The organism is Leifsonia sp. EB34 (assembly GCF_041260585.1).
Classification (GTDB): Bacteria; Actinomycetota; Actinomycetes; order Actinomycetales; family Microbacteriaceae; genus Leifsonia.
In genome coordinates, this window is record NZ_JBGCCV010000001.1 from 1,324,194 (window position 1) to 1,350,079 (window position 25,886).

Sequence of the window (25,886 nt, forward strand, 5' to 3'; positions counted from 1 at the left end):
CCCACGGGGGGGGCGGGCCCTCCCTGGGGGGAAACCGTCGGAATCGTCCTCCTGCCGGGAGTATACGTCGAGATTGGAACTTTAGTCCAGGCTCTAGTTCCGCACAGCCCTCGCGGGTCGGTACGATCAGACCGGAGGGCCGCGCGTCATGCGCGGGAGAAGGTGGTGGGGCACATGCCCGTTCCGGGGGCGCCGGAGGTCCGGCAGGCGCGCGTACTGGCGCGCGATCGCGCGTACGCGTCGCTGAAGTCGGCGATCCTCGACGGGACGATCCGTCCCGGCGAACGGCTGGACGACGCCGAACTGCAGGCCTGGCTCGGGATGTCGAGGACGCCGATCCGCCAGGCCCTCCACGCTCTGACGGTCGAGGGCTTCGTGGAGATCGCCGCCCAGTCCTACACCCGCGTGGTCGAGCCGCGGGCGGAGGACGCCGTGCTGCACCTGCAGACCATCGGCGTGTTCGTCCTCGGGGTGCTCGACCTCACTCTCGACAGCCTGACCGACGCCGACCGGGAGGCCCTGGTCGCGGACGTCGACCGCTTGATCGTCGCGCTGGAGGCCGCCGACCTCGAGGCGTCGATCGCGGGCTCCCAGCGCTATTACGGACGACTGATGGCACTGTGCCCGAACCGCGTGCTGCTCCGGCTTTCCGAGCGGACGCTCGCCGCCCGCGCGTTCTACGTCGGCGTCGCGTACCGCGCTCTCGGGATCGACTGGCCGGAGGCGGCGCAGTCGTATGCGAACCTGCGCTCGGCGCTCGCGGCGGCGGACAGGCACGGCGTAGACGCGGCCGAGCGGGAGATCTTCCGGATCGATGCCCTGCGAATCACCGGGGCCGAGCGACCCACCGAAAAGGGAGACGCCTGATGCCGATCCCGCACTCCCCCGAGAAGACCACCGGCCCTCGCGAGCTCCTGCGCGAGCGGGTCTACACGCAGCTCAAGGAGGCCATCCTCTCCGGCGTGCTCCTTCCCGGCGAGCGCCTGGACGAGGCCGCGCTGCGCGGCTGGCTCGGCGTCTCGGGCACACCGATCCGGCAGGCGCTGCACACGCTCAGCCTGGAAGGGCTGGTCGAGACGGCGCCGCAATCGCACTCCGCCGTCATCGCCCCCCGTCCCGAGGAGGCGCTCGACACCCTCCAGACGATCGGCGTGCTCGTGACCGGGGCGACCATCCTGACCCTGCCGCACCTGACCGGCGAGGACCGGACGCGTCTCGCGGCGCTCGCCGGCGACGTCGCGGCACAACATCGGCGCGGCGACATCCCCTCCATCGCGAAGGCCGCCCAGGCGTACTTCGGATCGCTTGTGCAGGCCTGCCCGAACGCGGTGTTCGTCGAGCTCGTCACGCAGACCGGGCCGTCGCTCAGCTACCACGTCACCGTCACCTATCGGGCGCTCGAGGCGGACCTGGAGGAGTGGGCACAGGGCTACACGGACCTGTCCGCGGCGCTGCGAGCCGGGGACGACGAGCGGGCCATCGAGGCGACCAAGAGGATCTTTCGGATGCGGGGCGCGCGCGGAGACCGCGATGCCGCCGCCGGGCCCCCCCCGGCCTAGGCTCGGGGCATGGCTCAGAACTCCCGTCCCGTCGCCCTCGTCGCCGGAGCATCGCGCGGCATCGGCCGGGCGATCGCCGTCGAGCTGGGCAGCACCCACCACATCGTGGTCGGCGGCCGGGATGCCGCCGCCGTCGCGTCGGTCGTGGCGGAGCTGCCGTCGGCCGAGCCGTTCGTCGCCGACCTGACCGGCGACGCGCTGCCGGCCATCCCGGAGCGGCTCGACGTGCTCGTGCTGTCCGCGGGCGTGGAGGACGGCGGCACGATCGCCTCGACGGACGACGCGACCTGGCGGCGCGTGTTCGAAGTCAACGTGTTCGCCGTCGCGGCGCTGCTGCGGGCGACCCTCCCGGCGCTGCGGGCGGCGGGCGGCCTGGTCGTGGCCATCAACAGCGGGTCGGGACTGAGCAGCGGAGCGGGCGGCGGGGTCTACTCCGGCTCGAAGTTCGCCCTGCGCGCCCTCACCGACGCGCTGAGGGAGGAGGAGCGCCCCAACGGCGTCCGCGTCACGAGCATCCACCCCGGGCGGGTCGACACCGACATGCAGCGCGCGCTCGTCGCCCGCGAAGGGCACGAGTACGACGCCGCGTACACGATCACCCCGGAGATGGTCGCCGCGACCGTGCGCGTGGCGGTGGACCTGCCGAGCACCGGGATGGTGGAGGCGCTGACCGTGCGCCCGGTGCGGCGGCGCTGATCGCGTACTGATCCCGAACCCGCCCTTTACGATCCCCGAACATTCCCCGACGAGGCTGGAGTCAGCCGGAACAACCCCCGGCTGCTCACCTCTGACGGGAGAACCATGTCCAGACGATCCATCGGCATCTTCACGGCGGCGACCGCGGGAATGGCGTGCGCGGCCCTCATCGGCGGCCCGGCCTTCGCCGACACCGCCACGCCGACCCCGACTCCGACCGCTTCGCACGCCCCCAAGACGCTCGCGCAGCTCCAGGCCGCGGGCGCGAAGGCGACCAGCGACCGCGAGACCAAGCTCACCGCCGCGATCACGAAGGTGAACGCCGACACATCCCTGACCTCCAGCGACAAGTCCACGATCCTCGCGACGCTCAACACCGACCTCGCCGGAATGAAGTCCTCGGCCTCGGCCATCGCCGCCGACACCACGACCACCCAAGCCGCCGCCGACCTCAAGAAGGTCTTCACCTCCTACCGCGTCGACGCCGTCGCCCTCCCCCAGGCGCGCCTCGCATCCGACGCCGACCGCCTGACCGGCACCACGCTCCCCAAGCTCACGAAGGAGCAGTCCACGCTCGCCACCCTGCTGTCGGGCAAGGACAAGGCGAAGTCCACCTCCGCCCTGCAGTCCGACCTCAGCGACATGAGCGCCCAGCTCTCCACCGCATCCCACGACGCCAGCGGCGTCGCCGCCGCGGCACTGGCCGTGACCCCGACCTCCTACGACGCCAACCACTCAGCGCTGTCGTCGGCGAAGTCGTCGCTGGCGTCCGCGCGCGCGGCCGTGAAGAAGGCCCAGGCCGACGCGAAGGCGGTGCGGGAGGCGGTGAAGAAGTAGGGGGAAGGCCGGTGAGAGCGGAGTGCTGCTGACCGGGCCGTCACACCTCGACGGCGGCGGCGACCTCCCACTCGGACGCGAGCAGCGACCACAGTTGCTTGTCGTGGAACACGTCGCCCACCGGCCACGCCTCGCGGAGCACGCCCTCCAGCGTCATCCCGAGGCGGCGGGCGACGGCCGAACTGCGGTCGTTGTCGCTTCGGCAGCGCCATTCGGCGCGGTGCATGCCGCGCTCGTCGAACGCGTAGGCGAGCAGTTCGCGCACGGCGCTCGTGATGTGCCCGTGGCCTTCGGCGGCCGGCTCCAGCCAGCAGCCCACCTCGAAGCCGCCCGTCGCCGGCACGAACTCCACGAACATGACGCCGCCCACGAGCGTGCCGTCGGCCCAGATGCCGTAGATGCCCGCGCCCTCCCGGGCCGCGCGCTCGGCGTACCGGCCGAGTGTCGCGCGTGCGCCCGCGACGTCCTCGGTCACGAACGACGGGCCGACCCACGGACGGATGTGCTCCCGGGCGCGGTCCAGGTGCGCGGCGAACTCCTCCGCCATCCAGGGCTCGAGGGGGCGGAGTTCGGCGCCGGAGGCGAGGGTCTTCGAGAACATGAGGGACACGCTACAGGGGGCGGCGAACGCGTCAGCGCAGCGCGCGCAGGTCGAACGCCCACGCGTTGACCGTGATCGGCACGCCCTTCGGGTACTCGGAATCCTCGACTCCGGTGTTCACGAAACCCGCGGAGCGGGCGAGGGCGTTCGAGGCGGCGTTGTCGACGCGTGGGAAGGCGAGCATCGTGTCGCGGTCGCCCCGCGAGGCCGCATGTTCGAGCAGGAGCCGCACGGCCGCCTGCGCGTACCCGCGCCGCTGGAACGGCACGAAGATGAACCAGCCACACTCGTACACGGCTTCGCCATGATGCTCGATCTGCCAGTAGGCCGCCGCGCCGACCGGCTCGTCCACCGCGTCCGACCGGACGGTGAACGGCGAGATGGTCCCGTCCGCCTGCCCGCGGAGGAACCGCTCGTGACGTCCGCGGACGACCTCCTCCGCCTGCGGGCCGCCCAGGAACGTCGTCATGTCCTCGGCGTTGTTCCTCAGCTCGACCGCCAGGTCGGCCTCGGTCCACGGTTGCAGCCGCACTCGGTCAACGTTCACGCCGCGACACTACTCGCGGGGCGCCGACGACGCGTGGGGAAGGCGCGAACGCGCGCCTAGAAGCGTCCGGTCCGCCGCAGGCGGCGCGGCCGCGAGTCGGGGTCCACGACGATCCTGTAGAGCGGTTCCGCCCAGACGCGCTGCAGCCACGTCACCGGTTCGATGCGGTGGCGCCGCGCCTGACCGCGCGGCCGGGACGACCTTTGACCAGAGCGGTGCCAGGCGTCGAGCGCGTCGCTGCTCTCCGTCCACAGCGCCAGCCCGTCGGCGGCGTCCTGGAGCCGCGGGTCATCGCGGTCCAGACCGAGGTGCTCGGCCCAGAGCTGCGTGCGGAGGTCGCGCGCGATCCCCTCTCCGACGATGGCGCAGGTGAGTTCGCTGTCGGAGGTCCAGGAACGCAGGTTGAAGTTGTCGGAGCCGCACGTCATCCACGTGTCGTCGACGATGCAGACCTTCGCGTGCACGTAGATCGGAGTGCCCGCTTCGTTCTCGAGGTCGAAGACGCCGACCCGGTCGGGCGCCGCGCGCCGGAGCAGCGAGACGGCCCGATGCTGACCGAGTCGCCCGGGCGGACCCGCGATCCCGTTGTCGTCGTCCGGATACCGCGGCACCACGACGATCACCCGCAGCTCGGAGTTCGACCTCAGCGCCTTCGCGATTCCCGCGACGACCTCCCTCGACCACAGGTACTGGTCCTCGATGTAGATGAAGGAGCGGGCACGGGCGAAGGCCTTGAGGTAGGCGCGCGCGATGCTGCGCTCCCCGTGCGGAGCGAACGGGAACGGCTGCCGTTTCGGGGCGTACGTCCTCAGCACCTGGACGGCGTGCGCGCCCGCGACCGGGGGCGGAGGGGCCGCCTCCGGCAGCGGCTTCGGGTGCCGGGGCATATCCGCCAGACGCTGGACGAGCATCCGGTACGGGTTGCGGTGGTCCAGCGGGTGCGGGTCGTTCCAGCGTTCGGAGAACGTGTCCAGCAGGTCGGCGACCACGGGCCCGCGCAGTTCGAGTGCGGCATCGTGCCAGGGCGGCCGCTCGCCGTACCGCGGGTCGATCTCCAGCGCTTGCGGGTCCCCCGCGTGCCGGAGGTCGTCCCGCCTGCTGTGGCAGAGGTCGATTCCGCCGACGAACGCGACGTCCCGCGCCGGGTCGTTCGTGTGCCGGATGACGAAAAGCTTCTGATGGTGCGACCCGAAGGCGCGCACCCGCTGGTCGAGCAGGACCTCACCGCCGGCGTCGTTGATCTCGCGGCCGAGCAGCGCGTTCGACAAGCCGCTCATCCGCCCCTGGATGCGCTCCCCGTGGGAACGCCACACCAGGCCGCGCACCTCGACACCCGTGCGCGCGATGTCGGCCAGCAGTTCGCCGATCGCCGGGCCGCCCGGCAGCAGCAGCTCGTCCTTATCGCCGCGCCAGTCGGTGAAGAACACCCGGTCGCCCGGCTCCAGCGCCGACAGCTCCTCGTGCAGCCGCGCGAAGTAGGTCGCACCGTGGACGAGAGGCCGGACCAGGTTCCCCTCCGACCAGGACGCCGACCCGGAGGGGCCGGCCTGCACGGCGGATGCGGGGTTCCCCCGCTCGGCCCGACTCAGGAACCATTCGGGGGCATCGCTCGACACGCTACGTACTCTACGCGGGCCGCGATCCTGTCGGCCCTGTACCGGGCGCGGCTCGCGGGAGCACAATGGTCCCGTCCGAGCCGCCGCACCTCGAGGCAGGGGAGCCCATGTCCGAATCCGCCGCACCGTCCGCCGCACCGAGCTCGTCCCCGAGCCCGACCGACGCCCTGCGCCGCCGCTCGCGGGAGGCGCTGTCCGCCCTGGCCCTCCAGTTCCTGCTCGGGATGGCCGCCAACCTTATCGGCGAGCCGAAGGGCACCTTCGCGATCGTCGTCGACACGATCATCGTCATCCTGCACATCCTGGTCGCGATCGGCCTGGTCGCCGTCAGCGTCCGGGTGCTCCTCGCCGCCCGGAAGGCCGGCGTCGGCCAGCGTGCGGCGGTGTGGGGGCTCGTGGTCATCATCATCACGTTCCTCGCCGGCGTCGGCACGATCGCCACCGGCAACGAGTGGGCGTCGTACGTGATGGCGGTCGGGTTCCTCGTCGCAGCCGCCCTGTACGGCGCCACGTTCTTCGCGTCCTACGGGATCAGGACCGCCCCGCGGGTGTAGCGGGCCGCGCTCACCCGGGCGGCCATCCCCCGCGATGGACTCACGTCCGCGTCATCCCGGGCGTGTCGTAGACTACCCGGGTGGATCGGCTCATCGTGTCTCAGCCCGTCGGGCGTCTGGAGGTCGTCGGCGTTCTCCTCGCCGGCGTGAGATAGCCCTGCCCCTTCCCGTGATCCCGCGCGCCCGCTTCGCGGCGTATCCGGCGTGAGCTCTCGCTCGCGGCTGTGCCCGCTCGCGCCTGTGCCCGCTTGCGGCTGCGCCCGCTCGCGCCTGTGCCCGCTTGCGTCTGCGCCCGCTCGCGCCCATGCATACCCGGGCGCACCCGTGCGGCGACCTCCGCAGTTCCGCGCAGGCCCAGCCGGCACCCCCATCACAACGGACCGGTCGTCGTCCCCAGCGTCCCGCAGTCCGCACAACAGACAGGACATCCCTCCATGCTTCCCCTGAACGAACAGCAGCTCCGCTCCTCCTTCGTGAACGCCTCCCAGCGCGAGCGCAAGGAGCTCACCCTCCCCGACCTGGCGAACACGCGCTGGGACGACCTCGACTACCTCGGCTGGCGCGACCGCAAGAACCCGAACCAGGGCTACGTGATCGCGGAGGTCGACGGTGAGCTCGTCGGCGTCCTCGTGCGGAAGGCCGATGGCGGCGTCCGCGCCCGTCCGCAGTGCTCGTGGTGCGAGGACGTGCACCTGCCCAACGAGGTCGTCCTCTTCATCGCGAAGCGCGCGGGCGCGGCGGGCCGCAACGGCAACACCCTGGGCACACTCGTCTGCGCGGGCTTCGAATGCTCGGCGAACGTCCGCAGGCGGCCGCCGCTCGCGTACGTCGGCTTCGACGTGGAGGCGGCGCGACAGCAGCGCATCGAGGCGCTCCGGGAGCACGTCACGACGTTCGTGCGTCGCGTCGCGGAGGGCTGACACCGGGAGGCCGCGGCCTCGCGAACGCCGTCAGTGCTACGGAAGCGTGATGGCGCCGGTGTTCGTGAGGGTGTCGGCGTCGGCGGCGACGCCGAGGTCGGTCTCGGGGAGGGTGCGCTCGATGTGGTCGCGGAGCGAGCTCATGGGTGGTCCTATCGTGCTGTGGGGGTAACCGGGAAATCTTCCGCCATTCAACCTGAGAAGACGCATAACGCCCGGGATTGAATGGCGGTATCGTCTCGGCATGTGCCGGAACATCCGCTGCCTCCACAACTTCGAACCCCCTACGACGGACGACGAGGTCCGGGAGGCCGCCCTCCAGTTCGTCCGTAAAGTGAGCGGATCCACGCGCCCCTCCCGCGCGAACGCGGCCGCCTTCGACCAGGCGATCGACGAGATCGCGGAGGCCACGCGCCGCATGCTCGACCAGCTCGTCACCACCGCACCACCCAAGAGCCGCGAGGCCGAGGCCCTGAAGGGGCGCGCGCGGCACGAGAAGCGGATGGAGCGGGAGGTGCGGATCCGGACGGCGGTGTGACGCCGCCCGGATCGGGTCGGCCTCAGACCGTGCGCGGCGCCCTGGCCACGTTGGCCTCCAGCTCCTCACGGTTCTGCCGCACCACGTAGGCGGGGCGGTCGCGCTCCACGCGCCAGCTCTCGGAGAGCGGGCCGACGTGCACGGTGTCGAAGCCGAACTGGTCGTAGATCGAGGTCACGAGCGCCGCGGCGTCCTCGTGGTCGCTCGCCGTGGCGAGCGCGCGGCGGTTCTCGGTCCCGGCCGGCGCGCCGGTGGTCGGGATGTCGCGTGCGGCGATGTGGTTGAAGCCCTTGGCCACGCGGGAGCGGTGCAGGTGGGACTGCACTAGGCCCGAGGTGGTCGCGGTCCCGTCGTCGAGCTCGGCGATGTGACCGTCCCGCTCGAAGTAGTAGTTGTTGGTGTCGATCACGATCTTGGCCGCCAGCGGCTCCACGGGGAGGTCCCGGTAGTTCCGCAGCGGGACGGTGACCACGGCGAAGTCGCCCGCCGCGCCGGCCTCCGCCGCCGTCGCCGCGGTGGCCGACGGGCCGAGCTCCGCGACCAGTTCCGCGAGCGTCTCCGGCCCGCGCGAGTTCGCGATCGTGACCGTGTAGCCGTGCTGGATGAAGGTGCGGGCGAGTGCCTGGCCGATGTGGCCTGCTCCGATGATTCCTACGTTCGTCATGCTGGGTGCAACCGGCGAGGCCCCGGAGAATTCCGGGAGGCATACGCTGGCGCCATGCACCGCGCGACGCGGGGGTCGACAATCCGCACGCGCGCCCGCCTCGGCGCGGTCGCGCTGGGTGGTCTGCTGCTGCTCGCCGGATGCACGGCCTCCGCGCCGCCGTCGCCCACGACCTCCCGCGCGTCGAGCACACCGTCGCCGTCCCGTCCCACGCCGACCGGCCCCTCGACCCCGGTCGCCGTCCCGGTGCCCGGCGTCACGGCGTGGTCCTCCTACCATGCCGGCCCGGAGCGCACCGGGGCGGTGGCCGCCGGGGCGCCGCTCGCCTCGCTCGTACGCGCCTGGTCGGCCGACCTCGGCGGTGCGGTGTTCGGCCAGCCGGTCGTCGCGGACGGCCGGGTGATCGCGGCGACGGAGACGAATCGGGTGGTCGCGCTCGATCCCGCCGGCGCCGTCGTCTGGTCGGCCTCCCTGGGCGCGCCGCTGACGGACGTCGGCTCGGTCGCGGGCTGCGGCGACATCGACCCGCTCGGGATTACCAGCACGCCGGCGGTGGACCCGGCGACCGGGACCGTCTACGTCGTCGGCGAGGTGAGCACCGGTGGAGGAGCGGTCCAGCACCGGCTGGAGGGCTTCAGCGTCGCCACGGGACAGGTCGTGCTCTCGGAGGCGGTCGACCCGCCGCTCCCCGCCGGCGAGGACCCCGTCCACCTGCTCCAGCGGGCGTCGCTGGTGGTGGCGAACGGCCGCGTCTACGTCTCCTTTGGCGGCAACTACGGCGACTGCGGCGCCTACCACGGGTGGGTCGTGGGGGTGAACGAGACCGGCGCGCCCGCGCTCGTCTCGTTCGAGGCCGCGGCGGACGGCCAGGGCGGCGCCATCTGGCAGGGCGGCGGCGCGCCCGCGGTCGACGCGGCCGGGAACATCTACGTGTCGACGGGCAACTCCAACCCGGACCCGGCGGCCGGCGGCCCCGACCCCGTCCAGTACGCGGAGAGCGTGGTCAAGCTGTCGCCGGACCTGAAGCCGCTCGCCGCCTTCAAGGATCACGGGGCGGGCGGCGACGACGACCTCGGCACGGGCAACCCGGTGCTGCTGCCCGGTGGCCTGCTGTTCGTCGCGGGGAAGACGGACGTCGGCTTCGTCCTCCGCCAGTCCGATCTGTCAGAAGTCGCGAGCATCGGCGGCCTCTGCGGCAGCGACCCCGACGGCGGCGCCGCCTACTTCGTGGCGACGAACCGCCTGTTCGTCCCGTGCAGCGGCGGAGGAATCCAGACGGTCGACCTCGCCTCCGCCCGGCGGGGCCAGCGCCTCTCCGGCGCGAACGGCGCGCCCGTCGTCATCGGCGGGACGCTGTGGGCGGTCGAATACCCGGACGGAACGGTGAGCCAGTTCGACGCGACGACCGGCGCGCTGCTCCAACGGCAGGCGGTGGGCGACTCGGTGCCGCACTTCGTGAGCCCGAGCACCGGGCTCGGGCTGCTGCTGGTGGGCACCGACTCGGGGGTGGCGGCGTTCCGCGGCGGCGGGTGAACGACCCGGCATCAGCACGCCGATCAGAGATCGCCGAGGTCGAACGACGAACCGTCCTCGTCCGGGTGCGGTTCGCCGGGTGATTCCTCCTCGACGAGTTCGATCCGGATCGCTGTGGCCACCGTGATGAAGATGTCGCTGACCCCCGTGGGAGACAGGAAGGACACGAACCCGCCCCCGGCGCGCGCGGCTGCCACGATGGCGGCCTTCGTGGTCGGCACGTCGCCGATCGGCCGGTAGAAGATGTTGTCGACCCTGAAGAGAACGAGCACCCCGCGCCGCCTCCCTCTGGTTGAACGAGACGGTACGCGCGCGGCGCTCGATTACCAGCCTTGCGTGGGCCGCTCGCACGTGCCGATCGAACCTCCCTGCTCCGTTCACGGGTTCGCCGTGTATGGTGGTCTGAGTCCGACCCGGGGGATTCGTCCCTTCCGTCGGACGTGATCACGCGTTTTTGATCGTGTGACCGAGACGGTCCCGCATCAGAAACCGGTCCTTCCCATCCGGGTGTCGCGTGCGGGGCCGCCTTTCACCAACTGACCCAGGCGCGCAGAATCAACCCATGACCGATACCGATCTTCTCCACCGCAGCAGCGTCGCCGCGGCATCACCCCCGCCTCGTTAGAGGCGAAAGGACTCACCATCATCAGTACTGCGCGGCCCCCGGCCGCACTCACCTGGCGCCAGGCAGACGACACCGTCTGGGTCGCCACCGCGCACGACGAGTACGCGGGTATCGCCGAGCTCCACGACGGACTCTTCCGCGTGCTCGACGACTGTTCCCGCACCGTCGGCACCGCGCCGACGCTCGCCGAGGCGGAGACCCTCCTCCGGCGCACCCCACCGCACCGCGTTCCACGCGGCGCCCACCACCGTCCGCGCCGATTCGGGCGCGGCGACAGGAGCCGTCCTTACGGCTCACAAAGAATAATGAAGGAAGAAAAGATGCCCACTGGCACCGTCAAATGGTTCAACTCGGAAAAGGGCTACGGTTTCATCGCCCCGGATGACGGCAGCGCCGACGTCTTCGCCCACTACAGCGAGATCGCCTCCAACGGCGGCTACCGCAACCTCGACGAGAACCAGAAGGTCGAATACGACCTCGCACAGGGCCCCAAGGGTCCGCAGGCTGCGAACATCCGCCAGGCCTGAACGATGCGGTGCCCGGTCGCGAGACCGGGCACCGTTTCACAGCGGTGCCCGGTCGCAAGACCGGGCACCGTTTCCACAGCGGGGCACCGACGAACACTCAGCCAGCGCGCCTACGCTTGCGGCATCTCGGGCGTCCGCCCACACCCTCGGCTGGGAAGTCGTCCTGACACAGCGGAGGAAAGCATGACCGCATCCACTCTCGGGCCGGTCCTCAAGACCAGGCCACGCGCGGAGACCCGCGCCCCCGTCACCAGCACCTACAACGAGCTGCTCGGGCGGGTCCGCAGCGAAGGCCTCCTGGAACGCCGGCGCGGCTTCTACATCGGGATGTTCGCCGTGCTCACGGTCGGGTTGATCGCCGCGGCCGCCGGGTTCGTGCTTCTCGGGGACTCCTGGTTCCAGCTCCTCATCGCCGCGGCGCTGGGGCTGATCTTCACCCAGTTCGCGTTCCTCGGTCACGAGGCCTCCCACCGTCAGGTGTTCGCCTCCGGCCCGACCAACGACCGGGCCGGGCGACTCATCGCGACCTGGCTGGTCGGCATGAGCTACCAGTGGTGGATGACGAAGCACACGCGCCACCACGCCAACCCGAACACCGAGGGCAAAGACCCCGACATCGCCTTCGACACGATCTCGTTCACGGTCGAAGACGCCGCTCGCCAGCGCGGCCTCCTCGCGGCGATCACCCGCCGTCAGGGCTACCTGTTCTTCCCGCTGCTCCTGCTGGAGGGCGTCAACCTCCACGTCACGTCCATCCGGTCGCTGCTCGCGCGCGGGCCGGTCGAACGCCGTCGCAGCGAGCTGGTCGCCATCGGCCTGCGCCTCTCGATCTACATCACGATCGTGTTCCTGATGCTGCCGGTCGGCATGGCGTTCGCCTTCCTCGGCGTGCAACTCGCCGTGTTCGGCGTCTACATGGGCGCCTCCTTCGCCCCCAACCACAAGGGCATGCCGCTGCTTCCCGCCGGCGCCCGGGTCGACTTCCTGAACAAGCAGGTGCTGACCTCCCGCAACATCCGCGGCGGTTGGACGATGAGCGTCTTCATGGGCGGCCTCAACCACCAGATCGAGCACCACCTCTTCCCCAGCATGCCGCGGCCGCACCTGCGCCGGGCCCGCGAACTCGTCCGGGAGCACTGCGCCGCCCACGACATCCCCTACACGGAGACCGGTCTCGTGAACTCGTACCGGATCGTCGTCCGCTACCTCAACCGGGTCGGGCTCGCCGCCCGCGACCCGTTCGACTGCCCGGCGGCGCAACGCTACCGCCGAGCATGAGCGACCCCCTGCCCACTCGGGGCCGGCTGTCAAGCGCCTGCGCTATGGCTCTGTGAGAGGACGCTGAAGGAGTGGAAGTTCCGGTTTACGCGGTCGTCGTGCCGCATGAGATCACCCCTGAGGTGCTCGGCGTGTACTTCGAACTCGCCGAGGCCGAAGCCGCCGCCGAAGAGGCGGAACAGTTCGCGATCGTCGACAGCGCGCTCCTGCACGCCTGACAATCGCCTGCGTCCGTTCGCTTAAGCCGGTCGCATGGGTCAGACTGGGCAGACACCCTCCGGTTGACGTGAAGCCTCGTTTGGCACCGATTCTTTGCCCCCTTCCGGACATACCAAGGAGGGCAACACCATGGGCTACCTCAGCTACGAGAACCACGAGTACCAGTTCGAAGATCGAACTCTCGCGCACCTGCACATCGTCATCGTCAACAAGCTCCGCCACGGCCAGAGCTTCGCGATGTCGTGGAAAGACCTGGACGCCGTAGGCGGTGGACGCACCAGCATCTGGCTGCACCCGTCCAGCAACCTGCGCTTCCACTTCGACGGCTCCCGCAGCCCGGCCCTCAACAGGGACTGGCTCGCACTGCTCGCGGAATCCGCCGAGAGCTCCCGTGGACTCGTCATCGAAGCGGAGGAACGGGCGCCGCTGCGGGCACTCGTGCCCGCGTGAGCGGGTGCGCGGTACGCGCGGAGAGGCGCTAAGACCGCCGGGCGGCTCGCGTCTCGCGCTCAGCCGCCGTACTTCGAGTGGATGACCATCGACGTTCCGTTGGCCGTGCAGATCTGGCCCGCGAGGGCCTCGGCCGCCGTGAAGTCTCCCAGGGGCGCGTGCACGACACCGCCCGGGTGGTCTCCCGCCCCGGTCAGCCAGTCGGCGATGGGCGGGACGACGGTGCCCAGCAGACCCGCCGATGACGGTCTCGCCTTCGCCTGCGCGGCCAGCGAGGCGATCTCGGTCTTCGCCGTCGCCGTCAGCTGAGTCCACTGCTCGTCGGACACATCGCCATGGTCGTGGCCCTGATCGGCGTTCCAGTACGCCTCCTGGATCGCGCTGAGGGCGGCGCACTGCTTCGCCGTCACGCGGTCGGGCACGAAGGGCGCCGTGCTGAAGTTCAGCGTCGCGGCGAGCCGGGTGTCATCGGGCACGACGAGGTCGACGGCCAGCCGCGTGCCCGGCGCGACGGCGTGGACGTCGAAGTCGAAGCTCTGCACGCCCCCGCAGGTTCCCTGGCGCCGGTCCATGGCAGCGCTCGGCCCCACGGAGTACAGACCGTAGGTGCAGGTGAAGTCGAGGTGGAGCGAGCGAGCGCCGGTCGGGACGATCAACGTCGGCGAGGTGCGCCCCGTGTGGGAGAGCTGCGCGGTCGGCCAGCCGGCGGTCGAGATCGTCGGGCTGGCGGAGTGCGCCGGCGGCGCCGACGTGCAACCGGCCGTGGCCGCGGCCATCAGCAGCGTCGCGATCCCCACGGCGATGAGTCGCGCGCGCGTCCGGCCAGTCATCGGCAACCGACGAATCCGGACGTTGCGATCCCCTCAGACACGCCCGCCCGCTGAATGGCCGACTGGATGTGGTCCTTGAGCAGGCCGGCGAGGATGACGGCCTCGGTCTCCCCGCGCGCCTTCATCCTGCTGAGGTCCGCCGCCGGCAGCTCGCTCAGCGAGACGGGCTCGGTCTTCCAGCGCGGGTCGGCGAGGATCGCCCGCGCCGCCGCGAGATGGCCGGCCGTCTCTGGCGTGCCCGAGGGGTCGGTCTTCACCGTCAGGGTCAGGCAGCCCGGTGCCGTCGAACCGTCGCTGAGTACGAAATCGCGGCGGATCGAGAGGTTCGGAGAGCCGGGATCGAGCGTGGGAGTCGTTGCGGTGCTGGGCTTCGCCGCGGGTGCGTCCGTCACACCGGCGCAACCCGCCATGCCCAGCACCGACATCAGCGCCAGAGCGGCGAGGGCGGCGCCCCCGCGCCGCCCTCGCCATCGCACGTCCGTCACTTGTGAGTCGCCCCCTCGCTCAGAGCCCGGCAATGCATTCGCCAACATACCAAAAGCCCTGTTAGCGGTGCTCGAACGATATCGGACGTTCGGTCCGCAAGCAACCCACGATCGGGACGTTCTGGCGAGGGCCGCTCTCCGCGGAGTGCGTCCCGCTCGCGATATCCTTCAGCGGAGCGGTCCACGCTCCTGTCGAGGAAGGCTCGTCGAATGGCAGAACGCACTCGGCAGGCGACCGAGACCCGGGAGGCCATCCTCGACGCCGCCGCCACCGAATTCGCCCGCTACGGATTCAGCGGGGCCCGGCTGGATCGGATCATCGCCGCGACCGGCTTCACCAAGGGAGCCGTCTACTTCCACTTCGAGTCGAAGAAGGCGATGGCGGACGCCGTTCTGTCCGGGCGATTCGACGCGTGGCCGGCACTCGTGCAGGATGTGCGGGACCAGGGCGGCCGCGGCCTCTCCGGGATGCGGCTGCTCGCCTGGCGGGTGACGCGCACGATGGCGACCAACATCCGCACGCGCGCCGCGATGAGACTCAGCCAGGAGCTCCGCCTCGTTCCGCAGGGCGTGAACCCGTACGACGTGTGGGCGCAGCGCTTCGTCCCCTTCCTGGACGAAGCGGTGACCGACGGCGACGCACCGGACACCCTCGATCGCGCGCGGGCCGCCAAGACGATCGTCAACTGCCTCTTCGGCGTGCTCTCTGTGGCCATCGACTCCGCGACGGAAGAGCAGGTCGACGCCGAGCTCGAGGCGCTCTGGAGGCTCGTCACGCCCGGACTGCGCACGGGAGGGGCGGGCTAGCGAACCGAGCAGACCTTTTTCCCTGCTACCTCCCGCTACCCCTGCTCCCCCTCGCTACCCCCCTGCGACCGTGAACCAGACGCCGTAGGCGCCGGCGACGCACATGATTACCGTGGCGATCCAGCCCATCGTGTTGGCCAGCCGACCGTTGACATGCTCCCCCATGATGGTGCGGTTGCGGGAGATCAGCATCAGCACGATCAGGAAGGGCCCGGCGGCGATCCCGTTCACGATCGCCGAGAGCACCAGCAGGTTGATGGGGTTCTTGTCGACGACGGCGAGGATCGTCCCGACGATGATTCCGAGCGCCAGGAGGACGTAGAACAGCGGCGCCCGGCGGGGGCTGCGGTCGAGTCCCCAGTCCTTGTTCAGCAGGCCGGCCAAACCTGCCGCGCCGGATGCGGCGAGCACCGGGATGGCGAGCACTCCGGAGCCGACGAAGCCCAGCGCGAACAGCATCCCCGCGTAGTCCCCGGCGATCGGCTGAAGCGCTTTGGCAGCGTCGGCCGCGCTGGTGATCGCCGTGTGGTGCGCGCCGAGGGTGGCCGCCGAGGAGGCGATGATCGCGAACATGATGAGCACGCTGAACGCCATCCCGGTGAACACGTCCAGCCGCCCGTTGCGGAGCCGTCGCTTCGCCTCGGAACGGGGACGCTCATCGAGCGCGGGCGCGTGGTCCCCGCCGCGATCCTCCGCGCGCAACTCCTCGATGCGTTGCGCCGACTGCCAGAAGAACATGTACGGACTGATCGTGGTGCCCAAGACGCCCACGACCAGCCCGAGCGCGGCCGGTGTCGGTTTCATCCCGACGCCCACGAGCCCCCGGGCGACGTCCGCCCAGTTCACGTGCGACACGAACAGGACGCCGACGTAGACCAGCAGCACCATGCACAGCCACTTGAAGACGCGGCCGATCATCGCGAAAGACCCTCCGGTGACCGCCGCGGCGATCACCACGCCCGCGACGACGCTCCACACCGCCGGCGCCCCCAGGTGGAGCAGGTTCATGCCTTCGCCGATCGCGTTCAGATCCGCCGCGATGTTGAGGACGTTCGCCACGATCAGGAACACGAGCAGTACACCGATCGCGATCCGGAAGCCGCGACCGAAGTGGCGCCGGATCAGCCGGCCGAGGCTGTCGCCCGAGGCGAGCGCCATCCGGTCGCAGATCTCCTGCACCGCCATCATCAGCGGGAGCGTGAGCGGCACTGTCCACAGCATGCTGTTGCCGTACGACGCTCCGGCCTGCGAGTACGTCGCAATCCCGGAAGGGTCGTCGTCGGCAGCCCCCGTCACCAGGCCCGGCCCGAGGACACCGAAGAACCGGGCCAGGGGACCTTTTCGTGTCCCTTCCTGGCCCGGCTGATCGGAGGTCCCTGCGTCGAGCTCCGGTGGCACCTCCTGCGGTGGCTGTTCCTGCGTGAACGAACCGTTCTCCATCGCTGTCCTTCCGTGATCTGCCGCACAACGTACGCGCGCGAACCTTCAGTGCCCTCATCACTGTGAAGTTTCTAAGAGAAGTCGGGCGGCGGAGGGTGACCGTTTTCCGGGGCGGGGGGCTGGTTGCGCCGCCATCGCCGGGGGCATCCTTGCAGTACTCGATCAAGCGTTCGACCGGGTGCTGGCTCCCGGATCGTGCAGAGGACGGCAGCGATGGCGAGCAGGATTCTGGAGGCCGACTACCTGGTCGTCGGCGCCGGTGCGTCGGGAATGGCGTTCGCGGACGCGCTGATCGCGGCCTCCGACGCCGACGTGGTCCTGGTCGATCGACGCTTCGCGGCCGGCGGCCACTGGAACGACAGCTACCCCTTCATCCGACTGCACCAGCCCTCCGCGTACTACGGCGTCAACTCGCTGCCCCTCGGCACCGACGCGATCGACACGACCGGCCTCAACGCCGGGATGTACGAGCGCGCGTCGGGGCGGGAGATCTGCGCGTACTACGAGCGGGCCATGAACGAGCGACTCCTCGCCTTTGGCCGGGTCCGCTTCTTCCCGCAGTGCGACTACCTCGGCCGCGGGGAGTTCGTCTCCCGTCTGACCGGCGATCGGTTCGACGTCGCCGTCCGCCGGGCCGTCGTCGACGCGGCCTACCTCGAGCCACGTGTTCCCGCCACGAGCCCTCCCGCTTTCGGGGTGGACGACGAGGTCCGATGTGCACCGGTGAACGAGCTGGCCCACCAGGAGGAACCCCCGGACGGGTACACGATCGTCGGCGCAGGCAAGACGGCGGCGGATGCGATCCTCTACCTGCTGCAGAACGACGTCCCGCCGACGCTCATCCGCTGGATCAAGCCGCGCGAAGCCTGGTATCTGAATCGCCGGTTCACCCAGGGCGGCGAACTGCTCCCCACGCTGTTCGACGGTCTCGCGCTGCAGGCGGAGGCCTGCGCGGAGGCCGGTTCGCAGACCGAGCTCATCGACCGTTTGGAGAGCACGGAGCAGCTACTGCGCGTCGACCCGAGCGTGGCACCGACGATGTTCCGGAGCCCGACTGCCAGCACCGCCGAGATCGAGCAGCTTCGACGGGTCGATGAGGTCGTCCGCCTGGGCCGGGTGCGTCGAATCGAAGCCGATGCCATCCGGCTGGAACAGGGCTCGATCCCCACGACGCCGGGAACCCTGCACGTCTACGCCGCGGCGGGCGGCCTCAACCCTGCGCCGGAGGTCCCGATCTTCAGCCAGGGGCGGATCCGGCTGCAGTCGATGCGGATCGGCCTCACGCCGTTCAACTCGGCACTGATCGGCTACGTGGAGGCGACCCGATCCGACATCGCGGTCAAGAACCGGCTGTGCCCGCCCAACCGTCAGCCGAACATCCCCGCCGATTGGATCCGCGGCACCCTCATCGCGTGGCAGGCCGACGTCCTGTGGGCGCGAGAGCACGACATCGCGCAGTGGATGGACGCGGCCAGGACGAACATCTCGCGCGGACTCAGGGAGCAGCGGTCCCGCCCCGAGCTCGCCGGCAACGTGGCACGCTATCGCGCCGCCCTCGAGCCCGCGATCGCGAACCTGCACCGGCTGGTGGAACTGCGTTCGTCGTAGAGCTCTGTCCGTCTGAAAGAAGGTGTCACTATGCCAGCCTCTCCCGTCACCCTGGTCACCGGCGCCACTCACGGCATCGGCGCCGAGGTGTGCCGTCAGCTCGCCGCGGCGGGCCACACCGTGCTGGTGACCGGCCGGGACCACCACGCCGTGGACGAGGTCGTCGCCGGCCTGGAGGGGTCCGGACATCGCGGCCTGTCACTGCACGTCGACGACCCCGAGGCCATCCAGCGCCTGGCCGCCCAGCTCGACCGTCTGGACGTCCTGATCAACAACGCAGCGGCGTACGTCGACTGGACCGAGACCGCCACGGGCGCCGACCTCGGCGCCGCCCGCGGCGTCATGGAGACGAACCTCTTCGCCGTGTGGGCGCTCGTCCAAGCGCTCCTGCCCGTGCTGCGCCGCAGCGAGCATCCGCGGATCGTCAACGTGGCCAGCGGCGCCGGTTCGCACGACGATCCCCTCTTCGGGCTGGCCACACGCGGGGGCAGGGCGGCGAGCTATGGCATCAGCAAGGCGGCGCAGTTGGCCCTCACCAGCACGCTCGCCGCCGAGCTGGAAGGCACACCGATACTCGTCAACGCCGTGTGCCCGGGACTCACGGCGACCTATCCCGGCGCCGAGGCGATGGGGGCTCATCCCGTTTCCGTGGGGGCGGCGAGCGTCGTGTGGGCCGCGCAGCTACCGGACGACGGGCCGCGCGGCGGCTTCTTCCGGCATGGGGAGCGGGTGCCGTGGTGACGCGTCTCGCGAGAACCCCGACGGCATCACGAGTCAGAGCGAGACGCCGTCGGTGAACCGTGTCAGCGTCGGTGGGCCGGCCAAGTAGTCGCCGAGGCCCGAAGCGCCGGGGCCAGCGCGCCAGGCACGGTAGGCCTCGTCATGCTCGAGCGACTCCCAGTGCTCGACCGCGACCACGTGGGCGGGGTCGGTGACGTCCGTGACGACCTGCACGGCGAGGCAGCCCTCGAACGCCCGCGTGTCGGCGAGGATGTCGAGCAGTGCGCGCGGCCCGTCCGCGAGGTGGTCGGCCGCAAAGCGCATGTCCAGGAGCGAGGTCACAGTCATGCGGGCGACGCTAGCACTCGGACGAGGCTCGTCAGCGCTCAGGAGGCTAGCGGTGGCCAGTCGTAGCATTCTGCTGCCGTAGAGAGACACCCGACGACGGAAGGGCACCATGACCACCTGGTTCATCACAGGAACGTCCACCGGCTTCGGCCGGCTCCTCACCGAACAACTGCTCGCCCGAGGGGACCGCGTCGCAGCCACCCTCCGCCGTCCCGAGCAACTCGACGACCTGCGGGCCCGGTACGGCGATCAGCTCTGGGTCGCCCGCCTCGACGTCACCGACGGCGCAGAGGTCCGCGCGGTCGTCGACCGCGCGTTCGCCGAGCTCGGCACGATCGACGTGGTCGTCAACAACGCGGGGTACGGCGTCTTCGCCTCCGTGGAGGAGGCGTCCGACGAGCAGATCGAACGCGTCGTCGACACCAACCTGCTGGGCTCGATCCGCGTCGTGCGGGCAGCGCTTCCGCACCTCCGCGCCCAAGGCGCCGGCCGCATCGTGCAGGTCTCGACCGCCGGCGGGCAGACCACGTACCCGAATTTCAGCTACTATCACGCCTCCAAGTGGGGGATCGAGGGCTTCGCCCAGACCCTCGCCGCCGAGGTCGCGCCGTTCGGCATCACCGTGACGATCGTGGAGCCCGGCGCGACGCCGACGGGTTTCGGGGCAGGGCTCGACCGCGCACCCGTCATGGACGCCTACGACTCGACTCCCGCGGGCGACGTCCGTCGTGCGGTTGCAGACGGCGCCCTCCCACTGCCGAACGACCCGGCCAAGTTGACCGCCGCGATCATCGCGCACGTCGACTCCGGCTCCACCGCGCTCCGCCTGCCGCTGGGGTCGGACACCTGGCAGGACGTCAGAGCATCGCTCGTCGCCCGGCTCGACGAGCACGACGCTGCGAAGGACGTCGCCTACTCGGTAGTCGCAACAGACTGACCCGGCCTCCTGGTCTTCCGCCACCAGCGCGCGCCACCTCTTGTGGGGGTACCCGTCCTGCTGCTACATTCCGTTTGTTAGTTAACCTTACTAACTAATGTGAGATTCGCTCATGGGTGCGCGAAGGGGGTCGTTGCACTCATCGTCAACGAGGAGCCGTACATGAAACGCGCCATCTCCACACTCGCCGCCGGACTGCTCGGGGCTGCGCTCTGCCTCGCGACCACCGCGCTACCCGCGGCCGCGACCACACCGCCCGCCGCCGGGCCGGGCACCGGCGCCGGCGGCTCCAGCGAGGTCGGCGGTACCCATTCGCCCTTCATCCTTCCTGCCCTCCCCTTGCCTCGGCACTTCTCGGCTCCGTACGTCGACGTCACCGCGGTGAGCGACCTCGCGGACATCTCGAAGCAGTCGGGATCCAAGGTGCTGTCTCTGGCGTTCCTGCAGACCGAGGCCGCCGGGTCGTGCACGCTCTACTGGGCAGGCAACACGGCCACCCCGGTCGCTGCGAGCACATTCGGTGACGCGATCGATCGCATCCGACTGCATGGCGGCGATGTCATCCCGTCCTTCGGCGGATACTCGGCCGACACGACGAGCACCGAGATCGCCGACAGCTGCACCGACGTCCACAAGATCGCGCTGGCCTACGAGAACGTCATCACGACCTACAAAGTGCAGCGGCTCGACTTCGACATCGAAGCCGATTCGCTCAGCAACCCGGCCGGCATCGACCGCCGCAACCAGGCGATCGTCGAGCTGAAGGCATGGGCGGCCGCGCAGCACCATCCCCTCTCGATCGCCTACACACTGCCGTCCACGCCGCACGGGCTGGGAGCCACCGGCGTCGCCCTCCTCCAGTCGGCTGCGAAGTACAACGCTCCGATCGACGGGGTCAACATCATGACCTTCGACTACTGGGACGGCCTCACCCACGACATGCTGACCGACGCGGAGACGGCAGCGGCCGGCCTGGTCGACCAGCTGCGAGCGACCATCGCCCCCGACGCGACGGACGCGGCCCTCTGGCACAAGGTCGGCATCATCCAGATGAACGGGATCGACGACTTCGGACCGCAGGAGACCTTCACTGTCGCCCAGGCCTCGCCGCTGGTGCAGTGGGCGGCCGCCAAGCACATCAACGAATTGAGCTTCTGGGCCCTGCAGCGCGACAACGGCTCGTGCCCGGGGGTCAAAGGCGCCAACAACTGCTCGGGCGTGGTCCAGTCGCCGTGGGCATTCTCGAAGGCCTTCGCGCGGTTCACGAGCTGGTGGTAGGGAGCGGAGCCGGCTGGCGTACCGGCGTAAGCCGGGCTGACGGCCGACGGTGCCCGCTCGCCGCGGGCGCCGTCGGCCGATCTCGCCTGGCGATTTCGGTCGAAGAAAACTGCCTGACCAGCACACTTATTGGCGGAGACGGAAGGGATTTGAACTCTGACGGCGCTCCTTCGGCTGCCGCTCAGACGACCGCGTTGCGTTGAGCCGCATGCCGGAACCAGTCCGCGCTCAGTTTCGGGGTTCGTTCGAGGGTGCGAAAGTCGACGTAGACCAGCCCGAAGCGGGTCCCGAAGCCGTCGCCCCACTCGAGGTTGTCCTGGGCGCTCCAATGGAAATAGCCGTCGACAGGCGCTCCGCCGGCGACCGAGCGTTGCAACTCGGTGAGGCACGCACGCAGGAACATCACCCGATCGGTGTCGTAGACACGGCCGTCTGCTGCGGGTACGTCGGCGGCGGCGCAGCCGTTCTCGGTGATGAAGATCGATTCCGGGTCCCACAGCGACGTGGTGAGGCGGGGCGCCCAGTACATGACGGCGGGGTCGAGCAGATGCCACGATGAGCCCATCGTGGGGTGGGATGCGCTGACAGGGAGCGTGCGATACCCACGCGAATCCTCTGACGGTTCCACGTATGCGGACGGACGGTAGACATTGATACCGACGAAATCCAATGGGGTAGAGATGGTCTCGAGCTCTTCGTCGGTGAAGCGAGGAGCAGCCGAACCGGCCTCCGCGAGATACGAATCCGGATACGCACCTTCGAGCATCACCGTCATGTAGGCCGCGTTCAGGTCTCTCGTCGCCGCCTCCGCGGCAGAGACATGCTCGGGTGTGTCGATGATCGGCACCGCCGTGCCGATGTTCTCCGCGAATCCCACCTTTGTCCCCGCCCGTGCGCGTTCCCGGATCGCGCGGGTCGCCAAACCGTGTGCCAGGACGCTGTGATGGCGCACCTGGTTGAGGTCCGCGTCACTCAGTTCGAGCCCCGGGGCGAGAGCAAGGCGGACCGTCTTCCCTCCGCCGACCTCGGCACGCACGCCACGGTGGCCCATATCGACGAAGGAGTGGAACTCGTTGAGGGTGAAGAAGTGGCGGACGCGGTCCGAGAATCGTGATGCGACGAACCCGGCATAGTCGGCGAACGCGTGGACGGTGTTCATGGACTGCCAGCCTCCGTGGGCGACCTGAAGCGCCTCGGGCAGGTCCCAGTGGTACAGCGTGGCGAATGGTTCGATACCCGCGGCCAGGAGTTCGACAAGGAGGCGGTCGTAGAAGCCGAGACCTTTCTCATTCGGGCGCCCCGTACCTTCGGGGAAGATCCGCGGCCACGAGATCGAAAACCGGTAGGCTCCCGCACCGAGGGACGACATCAACGCGACGTCCTCGCGATACCGGTGGTAATGGTCGTTGCCGACGTCTCCCGTGTCGCCGTTGCGGATGTTGCCTGGCACATGCGCGTAGGTGTCCCAGATTGACGGACCCTTGCCGTCCTCGTCCCAGGCACCCTCGATCTGATATGCGGACGTCGCCACACCCCACCAGAACCCCTCCGGGAAGGACCGCTCGCCCGTAGCGGTCATGCGAGTTTGCCATCCTGGTCGAAGAGCGTGACGCTCTGGTTGCCCTGCATGATCCCGAAGCGGATCCCATCGCGGTTCAACCGTTCGATGAGGTAGTCGAACTTCGCCGGCACGTCCCCGCCCAGTGTCGGCAGATCGGCCGAGACCGGCTGCAGGAAGTCGTCCCAGTGGACCGGTACGACGAGCGAAGGTCGGACATTTCCGACGATCTGGTCGTAGAAGGTGTCCGTGTGCCGCGCACTCACCGCACCGATCGGCACCGTCGAGAGAAAGAGGACATCCGCGCGGACCTGGTCCAGCACGCCGATAATGTACCCCGGGACCTGCACGAGGATCGAATGCGACCCATGCTCGATCAGGAACGCGAACGATCCCCCCTCGACGTAGTCGGAGAACCGCGCCGGCTGCCGCAGCGGGGCGTCGATCGTCAGATCCCGGTCATCGGTCAACGGCGGCGGGTTCAAGGGGTGGCGCCCCGGAAGCACCGTCACCGTGAAGTCGCCGACCGGCACACGGGCGCCGAGGACGTACTTGGACAACTGTTCCTCCGGTACGTCGCCGCCCCTGGCGATGTTCAGCGTCGATTCCGACCCATGCACCGTCGCACCGGTGCGCCGCGCGATGTACGCCACGTCGATCGCATGGTCGTGGTGCGAGTGCGCGGGGAACACTGCCGCGATCGAACCGACCTCGGGGCGCGCGAGCCACGAGTCCACGGCAGCTTCATCCGTCTGAATGAGCGGCTCACCCGACTCCAGCGACGCCATCACGGTCGCCAGGTCTGGACGCGTGATGAACGCGTCGATCAGGAACTGGGTCGTCCCGTCGTCGAACAAGAGAGTCGAGGTCCCGTAGAACGTGACGCGTATCGCCCCATCGGACGGCTTCTCGTCACTGTGCGGCAAGTAGTAAGCACTGTAGGCCGCCACGGATCCCGGCGACATCACGTGATCGGGGTCCGCGGCTCGCGTGTCGCTCATCGTCGGCTCCTCAACGGGTCGGCATTCCAAAGCAACGGCCCCGACCCGGATCTGCGGAACAGGACCCTCTCGACGTAATCGGGGAGAGTCTCGCATCGCCAGCGCAGGAAGGGAAGACTCGTCCCAGCCTTCCCGCAGACCCGTTTTCGTGGGGCTCGTGCCGCGATCCATCTGGACGGGCGCCCGCCGACGCCCGCATGCTGACCGCATGACGGCGGCGTTCACTCTCACGGACGACTACATCGACGCTTTTGGAGCCGCGGCCTACCTGTGGGCGTGGCCGCTCATCAATATCAGGAACCGGCGCACGGTGATGGACCAGCTTCCGGCACCGGGGCTCCTCCAGGGCATCGCCCCCGCCGCACCCCCGGGACGGATCGCGATGCTGCACGACTACGTGGAACCTGCCGAGCGCCTCGTCGCGTGTCCGAATCAGGATGTGGCCTACGGGTTCGGAATGGCGGCCGCCGATATCGGGCCCGTGGTGATCCAGGTGCCGGACTTCGGTGAACGATTCTGGGTCTACCAGGCTGTCGACCAGCGCACCGACTCCTTCATTCAGCTCGGTGCGATGTACGACAGCGCACCGGGCCACTACCTACTCGCACCGGCCAGCTGGGATGGTGCGGTCCCGGACGGAATAGCCTCAGTCTTCCGCTACGACACCGCGGTCGCGATCGTGATCCCACGGGTGTTCCTCAACGACACCGCCGAGGACAGGGCGGCCATCCTGCCATTGCTCTCTCAGATCTCGATGTACCCGCTCGAGGAGTACGACGGCACGATGAAGTCCACCGACTGGACCGCCCTGCCCCAGTACGGCAAAGCGGCGGGCGCCAACGCGGACGAGGCCGAAACCCGCTGGGTGGACCCCACTCGCTTCGCCGACGATCTCGCCCGCGTTCTTGACGAGGTGCCTCCACGTCCCGGAGAAGAGGCCGTCTACGCGACATATCGGCAGCTCGCGGACACTGCGGCGACCGACGGTCACGTCCGGGAACGGCTGAACGCTGCCGCTGGCGCCGCCGACGGCGGCCTCGTCGCAGGACTGTTCCAGTTCCGCAATAACGGCGTTCCCGTGGGAAACCACTGGAGCACCGTCCGCAATGGGGCACGGTTCGGCGACGATTACCTGGCCCGCACAGCCATGGCCAAGGCCAACATCTTCGTCAATGCACCGAACGAGACCGGCTATTTCTACCAAGACCTCGACGCCGACGGGAACCGGCTCGACGGCCGACGCCGCTACGCGATCACCTTCCCCGTCGGCGGTCTGCCGCCCGTCCGCGGTTTCTGGTCGCTCACCCTCTACAACGAGCACCACTTCTTCCACGCCAACGACCTGAGCCGTTACTCCCTCGGCACCAAGAACACGACGCTCACCGTTGCTCCGGACGGCTCTCTCACTCTCCTCGCCGGCGGAATCCGCCCCGAGAACGCCGCTGAACTCGCCAATTGGCTCCCGGCGCCGGACGGCCCCTTCTCGCTTTACCTCCGGGCGTACTGGCCGGAGGATGCCATCCGCGATGGAAGCTGGGCCCCGCCCTCAGTCTCGTTGCAATAGAGGACCCGAGCCGAAACAGCGAAGCGGCGAAGTGGTGCAGCAAATTTAGTGGCGGAGACGGAGGGATTTGAACCCTCGGTCCCCTTACGGGGACTCCACCTTAGCAGGGTGGTGCACTAGGCCTGACTATGCGACGTCTCCTGAGC

The 25,886-nt window shown here is 69.6% G+C and carries 29 protein-coding genes and 1 tRNA gene; 18 read left to right on the forward strand and 12 right to left on the reverse strand.

Annotation, left to right across the window (positions count from 1 at the left end):
• The first annotated feature begins 174 nt into the window (after nucleotides 1-174).
• From ABIA36_RS06345 to ABIA36_RS06360, 4 genes are all read left to right on the forward strand, one after another.
• A complete protein-coding gene (locus ABIA36_RS06345) occupies nucleotides 175-867 on the forward strand; it encodes a GntR family transcriptional regulator (RefSeq protein WP_369961435.1) in 693 nt (230 codons plus the stop codon).
• On the forward strand, nucleotides 867-1,559 hold the full coding sequence (locus tag ABIA36_RS06350) for a GntR family transcriptional regulator (RefSeq protein WP_369961436.1): 693 nt from the start codon (nucleotides 867-869) through the stop codon (nucleotides 1,557-1,559). The genes ABIA36_RS06345 and ABIA36_RS06350 overlap by 1 nt, the downstream gene beginning before the upstream one ends.
• A 9-nt stretch (nucleotides 1,560-1,568) precedes the next feature.
• Nucleotides 1,569-2,255: an SDR family oxidoreductase gene (locus tag ABIA36_RS06355; RefSeq protein ID WP_369961437.1), complete on the forward strand. Its 687-nt coding sequence runs from the start codon at nucleotides 1,569-1,571 to the stop codon at nucleotides 2,253-2,255.
• 105 nt (nucleotides 2,256-2,360) lie between these two features.
• Entirely contained in the window at nucleotides 2,361-3,092 is a 732-nt protein-coding gene (locus ABIA36_RS06360; protein ID WP_369961438.1) for a hypothetical protein, read from the forward strand.
• Between the two features lie 40 nt (nucleotides 3,093-3,132).
• Here ABIA36_RS06360 and ABIA36_RS06365 read toward each other — a convergent pair whose 3' ends face one another.
• From ABIA36_RS06365 to ABIA36_RS06375, 3 genes are read right to left on the reverse strand one after another with little or no spacing between them, the layout of a single operon-like run.
• Nucleotides 3,133-3,693, reverse strand: a complete 561-nt coding sequence (locus tag ABIA36_RS06365; RefSeq protein ID WP_369961439.1) for a GNAT family N-acetyltransferase — start codon at nucleotides 3,691-3,693, stop codon at nucleotides 3,133-3,135.
• A gap of 31 nt (nucleotides 3,694-3,724) precedes the next feature.
• Nucleotides 3,725-4,240 carry a GNAT family N-acetyltransferase gene (locus ABIA36_RS06370; protein ID WP_369961440.1) on the reverse strand — a complete coding sequence of 172 codons (516 nt, stop codon included), beginning with the start codon at nucleotides 4,238-4,240 and terminating at the stop codon, nucleotides 3,725-3,727.
• A gap of 56 nt (nucleotides 4,241-4,296) precedes the next feature.
• Nucleotides 4,297-5,856 (reverse strand): phospholipase D family protein, encoded by a 1,560-nt coding sequence (locus tag ABIA36_RS06375; RefSeq protein ID WP_369961441.1) that lies wholly within the window; start codon nucleotides 5,854-5,856, stop codon nucleotides 4,297-4,299.
• 107 nt (nucleotides 5,857-5,963) lie between these two features.
• On the opposite strand from ABIA36_RS06375, the gene ABIA36_RS06380 reads away from it, so the two are divergent.
• The 3 genes from ABIA36_RS06380 to ABIA36_RS06390 all read left to right on the forward strand — a co-directional run bounded on the left by ABIA36_RS06380 (nucleotide 5,964) and on the right by ABIA36_RS06390 (nucleotide 7,868).
• Nucleotides 5,964-6,410, forward strand: coding sequence for a hypothetical protein (locus tag ABIA36_RS06380; RefSeq protein WP_369961442.1), 447 nt, complete (start codon nucleotides 5,964-5,966; stop codon nucleotides 6,408-6,410).
• A gap of 434 nt (nucleotides 6,411-6,844) precedes the next feature.
• Complete coding sequence (locus tag ABIA36_RS06385) at nucleotides 6,845-7,330, forward strand: FBP domain-containing protein (RefSeq protein WP_369961443.1); 486 nt, start codon at nucleotides 6,845-6,847, stop codon at nucleotides 7,328-7,330.
• Between the two features lie 244 nt (nucleotides 7,331-7,574).
• Nucleotides 7,575-7,868: a DUF2277 domain-containing protein gene (locus tag ABIA36_RS06390; RefSeq protein ID WP_369961444.1), complete on the forward strand. Its 294-nt coding sequence runs from the start codon at nucleotides 7,575-7,577 to the stop codon at nucleotides 7,866-7,868.
• Between the two features lie 22 nt (nucleotides 7,869-7,890).
• Here the strand turns inward: ABIA36_RS06390 and ABIA36_RS06395 are convergent, their stop codons facing one another.
• Complete coding sequence (locus ABIA36_RS06395; protein WP_369961445.1) at nucleotides 7,891-8,532, reverse strand: NADPH-dependent F420 reductase; 642 nt, start codon at nucleotides 8,530-8,532, stop codon at nucleotides 7,891-7,893.
• A 54-nt stretch (nucleotides 8,533-8,586) separates the two neighbouring features.
• On the opposite strand from ABIA36_RS06395, the gene ABIA36_RS06400 reads away from it, so the two are divergent.
• Nucleotides 8,587-10,065 carry a PQQ-binding-like beta-propeller repeat protein gene (locus tag ABIA36_RS06400; RefSeq protein WP_369961446.1) on the forward strand — a complete coding sequence of 493 codons (1,479 nt, stop codon included), beginning with the start codon at nucleotides 8,587-8,589 and terminating at the stop codon, nucleotides 10,063-10,065.
• Nucleotides 10,066-10,088: 23 nt separating this feature from the next.
• Here the strand turns inward: ABIA36_RS06400 and ABIA36_RS06405 are convergent, their stop codons facing one another.
• The gene (locus ABIA36_RS06405) at nucleotides 10,089-10,337 is read right to left on the reverse strand and encodes a hypothetical protein (protein WP_369961447.1); all 249 of its coding nucleotides are present in this window, start codon (nucleotides 10,335-10,337) and stop codon (nucleotides 10,089-10,091) included.
• Between the two features lie 673 nt (nucleotides 10,338-11,010).
• On the opposite strand from ABIA36_RS06405, the gene ABIA36_RS06410 reads away from it, so the two are divergent.
• The 4 genes from ABIA36_RS06410 (at nucleotide 11,011) to ABIA36_RS06425 (ending at nucleotide 13,164) form a co-directional block, all read left to right on the forward strand.
• Nucleotides 11,011-11,217 carry a cold-shock protein gene (locus ABIA36_RS06410; RefSeq protein ID WP_369961448.1) on the forward strand — a complete coding sequence of 69 codons (207 nt, stop codon included), beginning with the start codon at nucleotides 11,011-11,013 and terminating at the stop codon, nucleotides 11,215-11,217.
• Between the two features lie 183 nt (nucleotides 11,218-11,400).
• Complete coding sequence (locus ABIA36_RS06415) at nucleotides 11,401-12,495, forward strand: fatty acid desaturase (protein ID WP_369961449.1); 1,095 nt, start codon at nucleotides 11,401-11,403, stop codon at nucleotides 12,493-12,495.
• A gap of 71 nt (nucleotides 12,496-12,566) precedes the next feature.
• The gene (locus tag ABIA36_RS06420; RefSeq protein ID WP_369961450.1) at nucleotides 12,567-12,713 is read left to right on the forward strand and encodes a hypothetical protein; all 147 of its coding nucleotides are present in this window, start codon (nucleotides 12,567-12,569) and stop codon (nucleotides 12,711-12,713) included.
• Between the two features lie 130 nt (nucleotides 12,714-12,843).
• Complete coding sequence (locus ABIA36_RS06425; protein WP_369961451.1) at nucleotides 12,844-13,164, forward strand: ATP-dependent DNA ligase; 321 nt, start codon at nucleotides 12,844-12,846, stop codon at nucleotides 13,162-13,164.
• Nucleotides 13,165-13,223: 59 nt separating this feature from the next.
• On the opposite strand, the gene ABIA36_RS06430 is transcribed toward ABIA36_RS06425, so the two are convergent.
• Both ABIA36_RS06430 and ABIA36_RS06435 read right to left on the reverse strand, forming a co-directional pair.
• Nucleotides 13,224-13,994: a hypothetical protein gene (locus tag ABIA36_RS06430; RefSeq protein WP_369961453.1), complete on the reverse strand. Its 771-nt coding sequence runs from the start codon at nucleotides 13,992-13,994 to the stop codon at nucleotides 13,224-13,226.
• Nucleotides 13,991-14,419, reverse strand: a complete 429-nt coding sequence (locus ABIA36_RS06435) for a hypothetical protein (RefSeq protein WP_369961454.1) — start codon at nucleotides 14,417-14,419, stop codon at nucleotides 13,991-13,993. Before ABIA36_RS06435 ends, ABIA36_RS06430 begins: the two co-directional genes overlap by 4 nt.
• 270 nt (nucleotides 14,420-14,689) lie before the next feature.
• Here ABIA36_RS06435 and ABIA36_RS06440 point away from each other — a divergent pair, with 270 nt between their 5' ends.
• Nucleotides 14,690-15,286 (forward strand): TetR family transcriptional regulator, encoded by a 597-nt coding sequence (locus ABIA36_RS06440; RefSeq protein WP_369961455.1) that lies wholly within the window; start codon nucleotides 14,690-14,692, stop codon nucleotides 15,284-15,286.
• A 54-nt stretch (nucleotides 15,287-15,340) separates the two neighbouring features.
• Here the strand turns inward: ABIA36_RS06440 and ABIA36_RS06445 are convergent, their stop codons facing one another.
• Entirely contained in the window at nucleotides 15,341-16,726 is a 1,386-nt protein-coding gene (locus tag ABIA36_RS06445; protein ID WP_369961456.1) for an Nramp family divalent metal transporter, read from the reverse strand.
• A gap of 213 nt (nucleotides 16,727-16,939) precedes the next feature.
• Between ABIA36_RS06445 and ABIA36_RS06450 the strand changes: the two genes are divergently transcribed.
• Nucleotides 16,940-18,334 carry an NAD(P)-binding protein gene (locus ABIA36_RS06450; RefSeq protein WP_369961457.1) on the forward strand — a complete coding sequence of 465 codons (1,395 nt, stop codon included), beginning with the start codon at nucleotides 16,940-16,942 and terminating at the stop codon, nucleotides 18,332-18,334.
• A 30-nt stretch (nucleotides 18,335-18,364) separates the two neighbouring features.
• On the forward strand, nucleotides 18,365-19,075 hold the full coding sequence (locus ABIA36_RS06455) for an SDR family NAD(P)-dependent oxidoreductase (RefSeq protein ID WP_369961458.1): 711 nt from the start codon (nucleotides 18,365-18,367) through the stop codon (nucleotides 19,073-19,075).
• A 33-nt stretch (nucleotides 19,076-19,108) separates the two neighbouring features.
• Here ABIA36_RS06455 and ABIA36_RS06460 read toward each other — a convergent pair whose 3' ends face one another.
• Nucleotides 19,109-19,402 (reverse strand): putative quinol monooxygenase, encoded by a 294-nt coding sequence (locus tag ABIA36_RS06460; RefSeq protein WP_369961459.1) that lies wholly within the window; start codon nucleotides 19,400-19,402, stop codon nucleotides 19,109-19,111.
• A gap of 109 nt (nucleotides 19,403-19,511) precedes the next feature.
• Here ABIA36_RS06460 and ABIA36_RS06465 point away from each other — a divergent pair, with 109 nt between their 5' ends.
• Nucleotides 19,512-20,339, forward strand: a complete 828-nt coding sequence (locus ABIA36_RS06465) for an SDR family oxidoreductase (protein ID WP_369961460.1) — start codon at nucleotides 19,512-19,514, stop codon at nucleotides 20,337-20,339.
• A 162-nt stretch (nucleotides 20,340-20,501) separates the two neighbouring features.
• Nucleotides 20,502-21,617, forward strand: coding sequence for a chitinase (locus ABIA36_RS06470; protein ID WP_369961461.1), 1,116 nt, complete (start codon nucleotides 20,502-20,504; stop codon nucleotides 21,615-21,617).
• 181 nt (nucleotides 21,618-21,798) lie between these two features.
• Here the strand turns inward: ABIA36_RS06470 and ABIA36_RS06475 are convergent, their stop codons facing one another.
• Together ABIA36_RS06475 and ABIA36_RS06480 are read right to left on the reverse strand one after the other, a co-directional pair.
• Nucleotides 21,799-23,196, reverse strand: a complete 1,398-nt coding sequence (locus ABIA36_RS06475; RefSeq protein ID WP_369961462.1) for a GH1 family beta-glucosidase — start codon at nucleotides 23,194-23,196, stop codon at nucleotides 21,799-21,801.
• Nucleotides 23,193-24,176, reverse strand: coding sequence for an MBL fold metallo-hydrolase (locus ABIA36_RS06480; RefSeq protein ID WP_369961463.1), 984 nt, complete (start codon nucleotides 24,174-24,176; stop codon nucleotides 23,193-23,195). Before ABIA36_RS06480 ends, ABIA36_RS06475 begins: the two co-directional genes overlap by 4 nt.
• Nucleotides 24,177-24,384: 208 nt before the next feature.
• Here ABIA36_RS06480 and ABIA36_RS06485 point away from each other — a divergent pair, with 208 nt between their 5' ends.
• Nucleotides 24,385-25,740, forward strand: a complete 1,356-nt coding sequence (locus ABIA36_RS06485; RefSeq protein WP_369961464.1) for a DUF1214 domain-containing protein — start codon at nucleotides 24,385-24,387, stop codon at nucleotides 25,738-25,740.
• Between the two features lie 49 nt (nucleotides 25,741-25,789).
• Here ABIA36_RS06485 and ABIA36_RS06490 read toward each other — a convergent pair.
• Nucleotides 25,790-25,881: transfer RNA gene (locus tag ABIA36_RS06490), tRNA-Ser, on the reverse strand.
• Nucleotides 25,882-25,886: the final 5 nt, after the last annotated feature.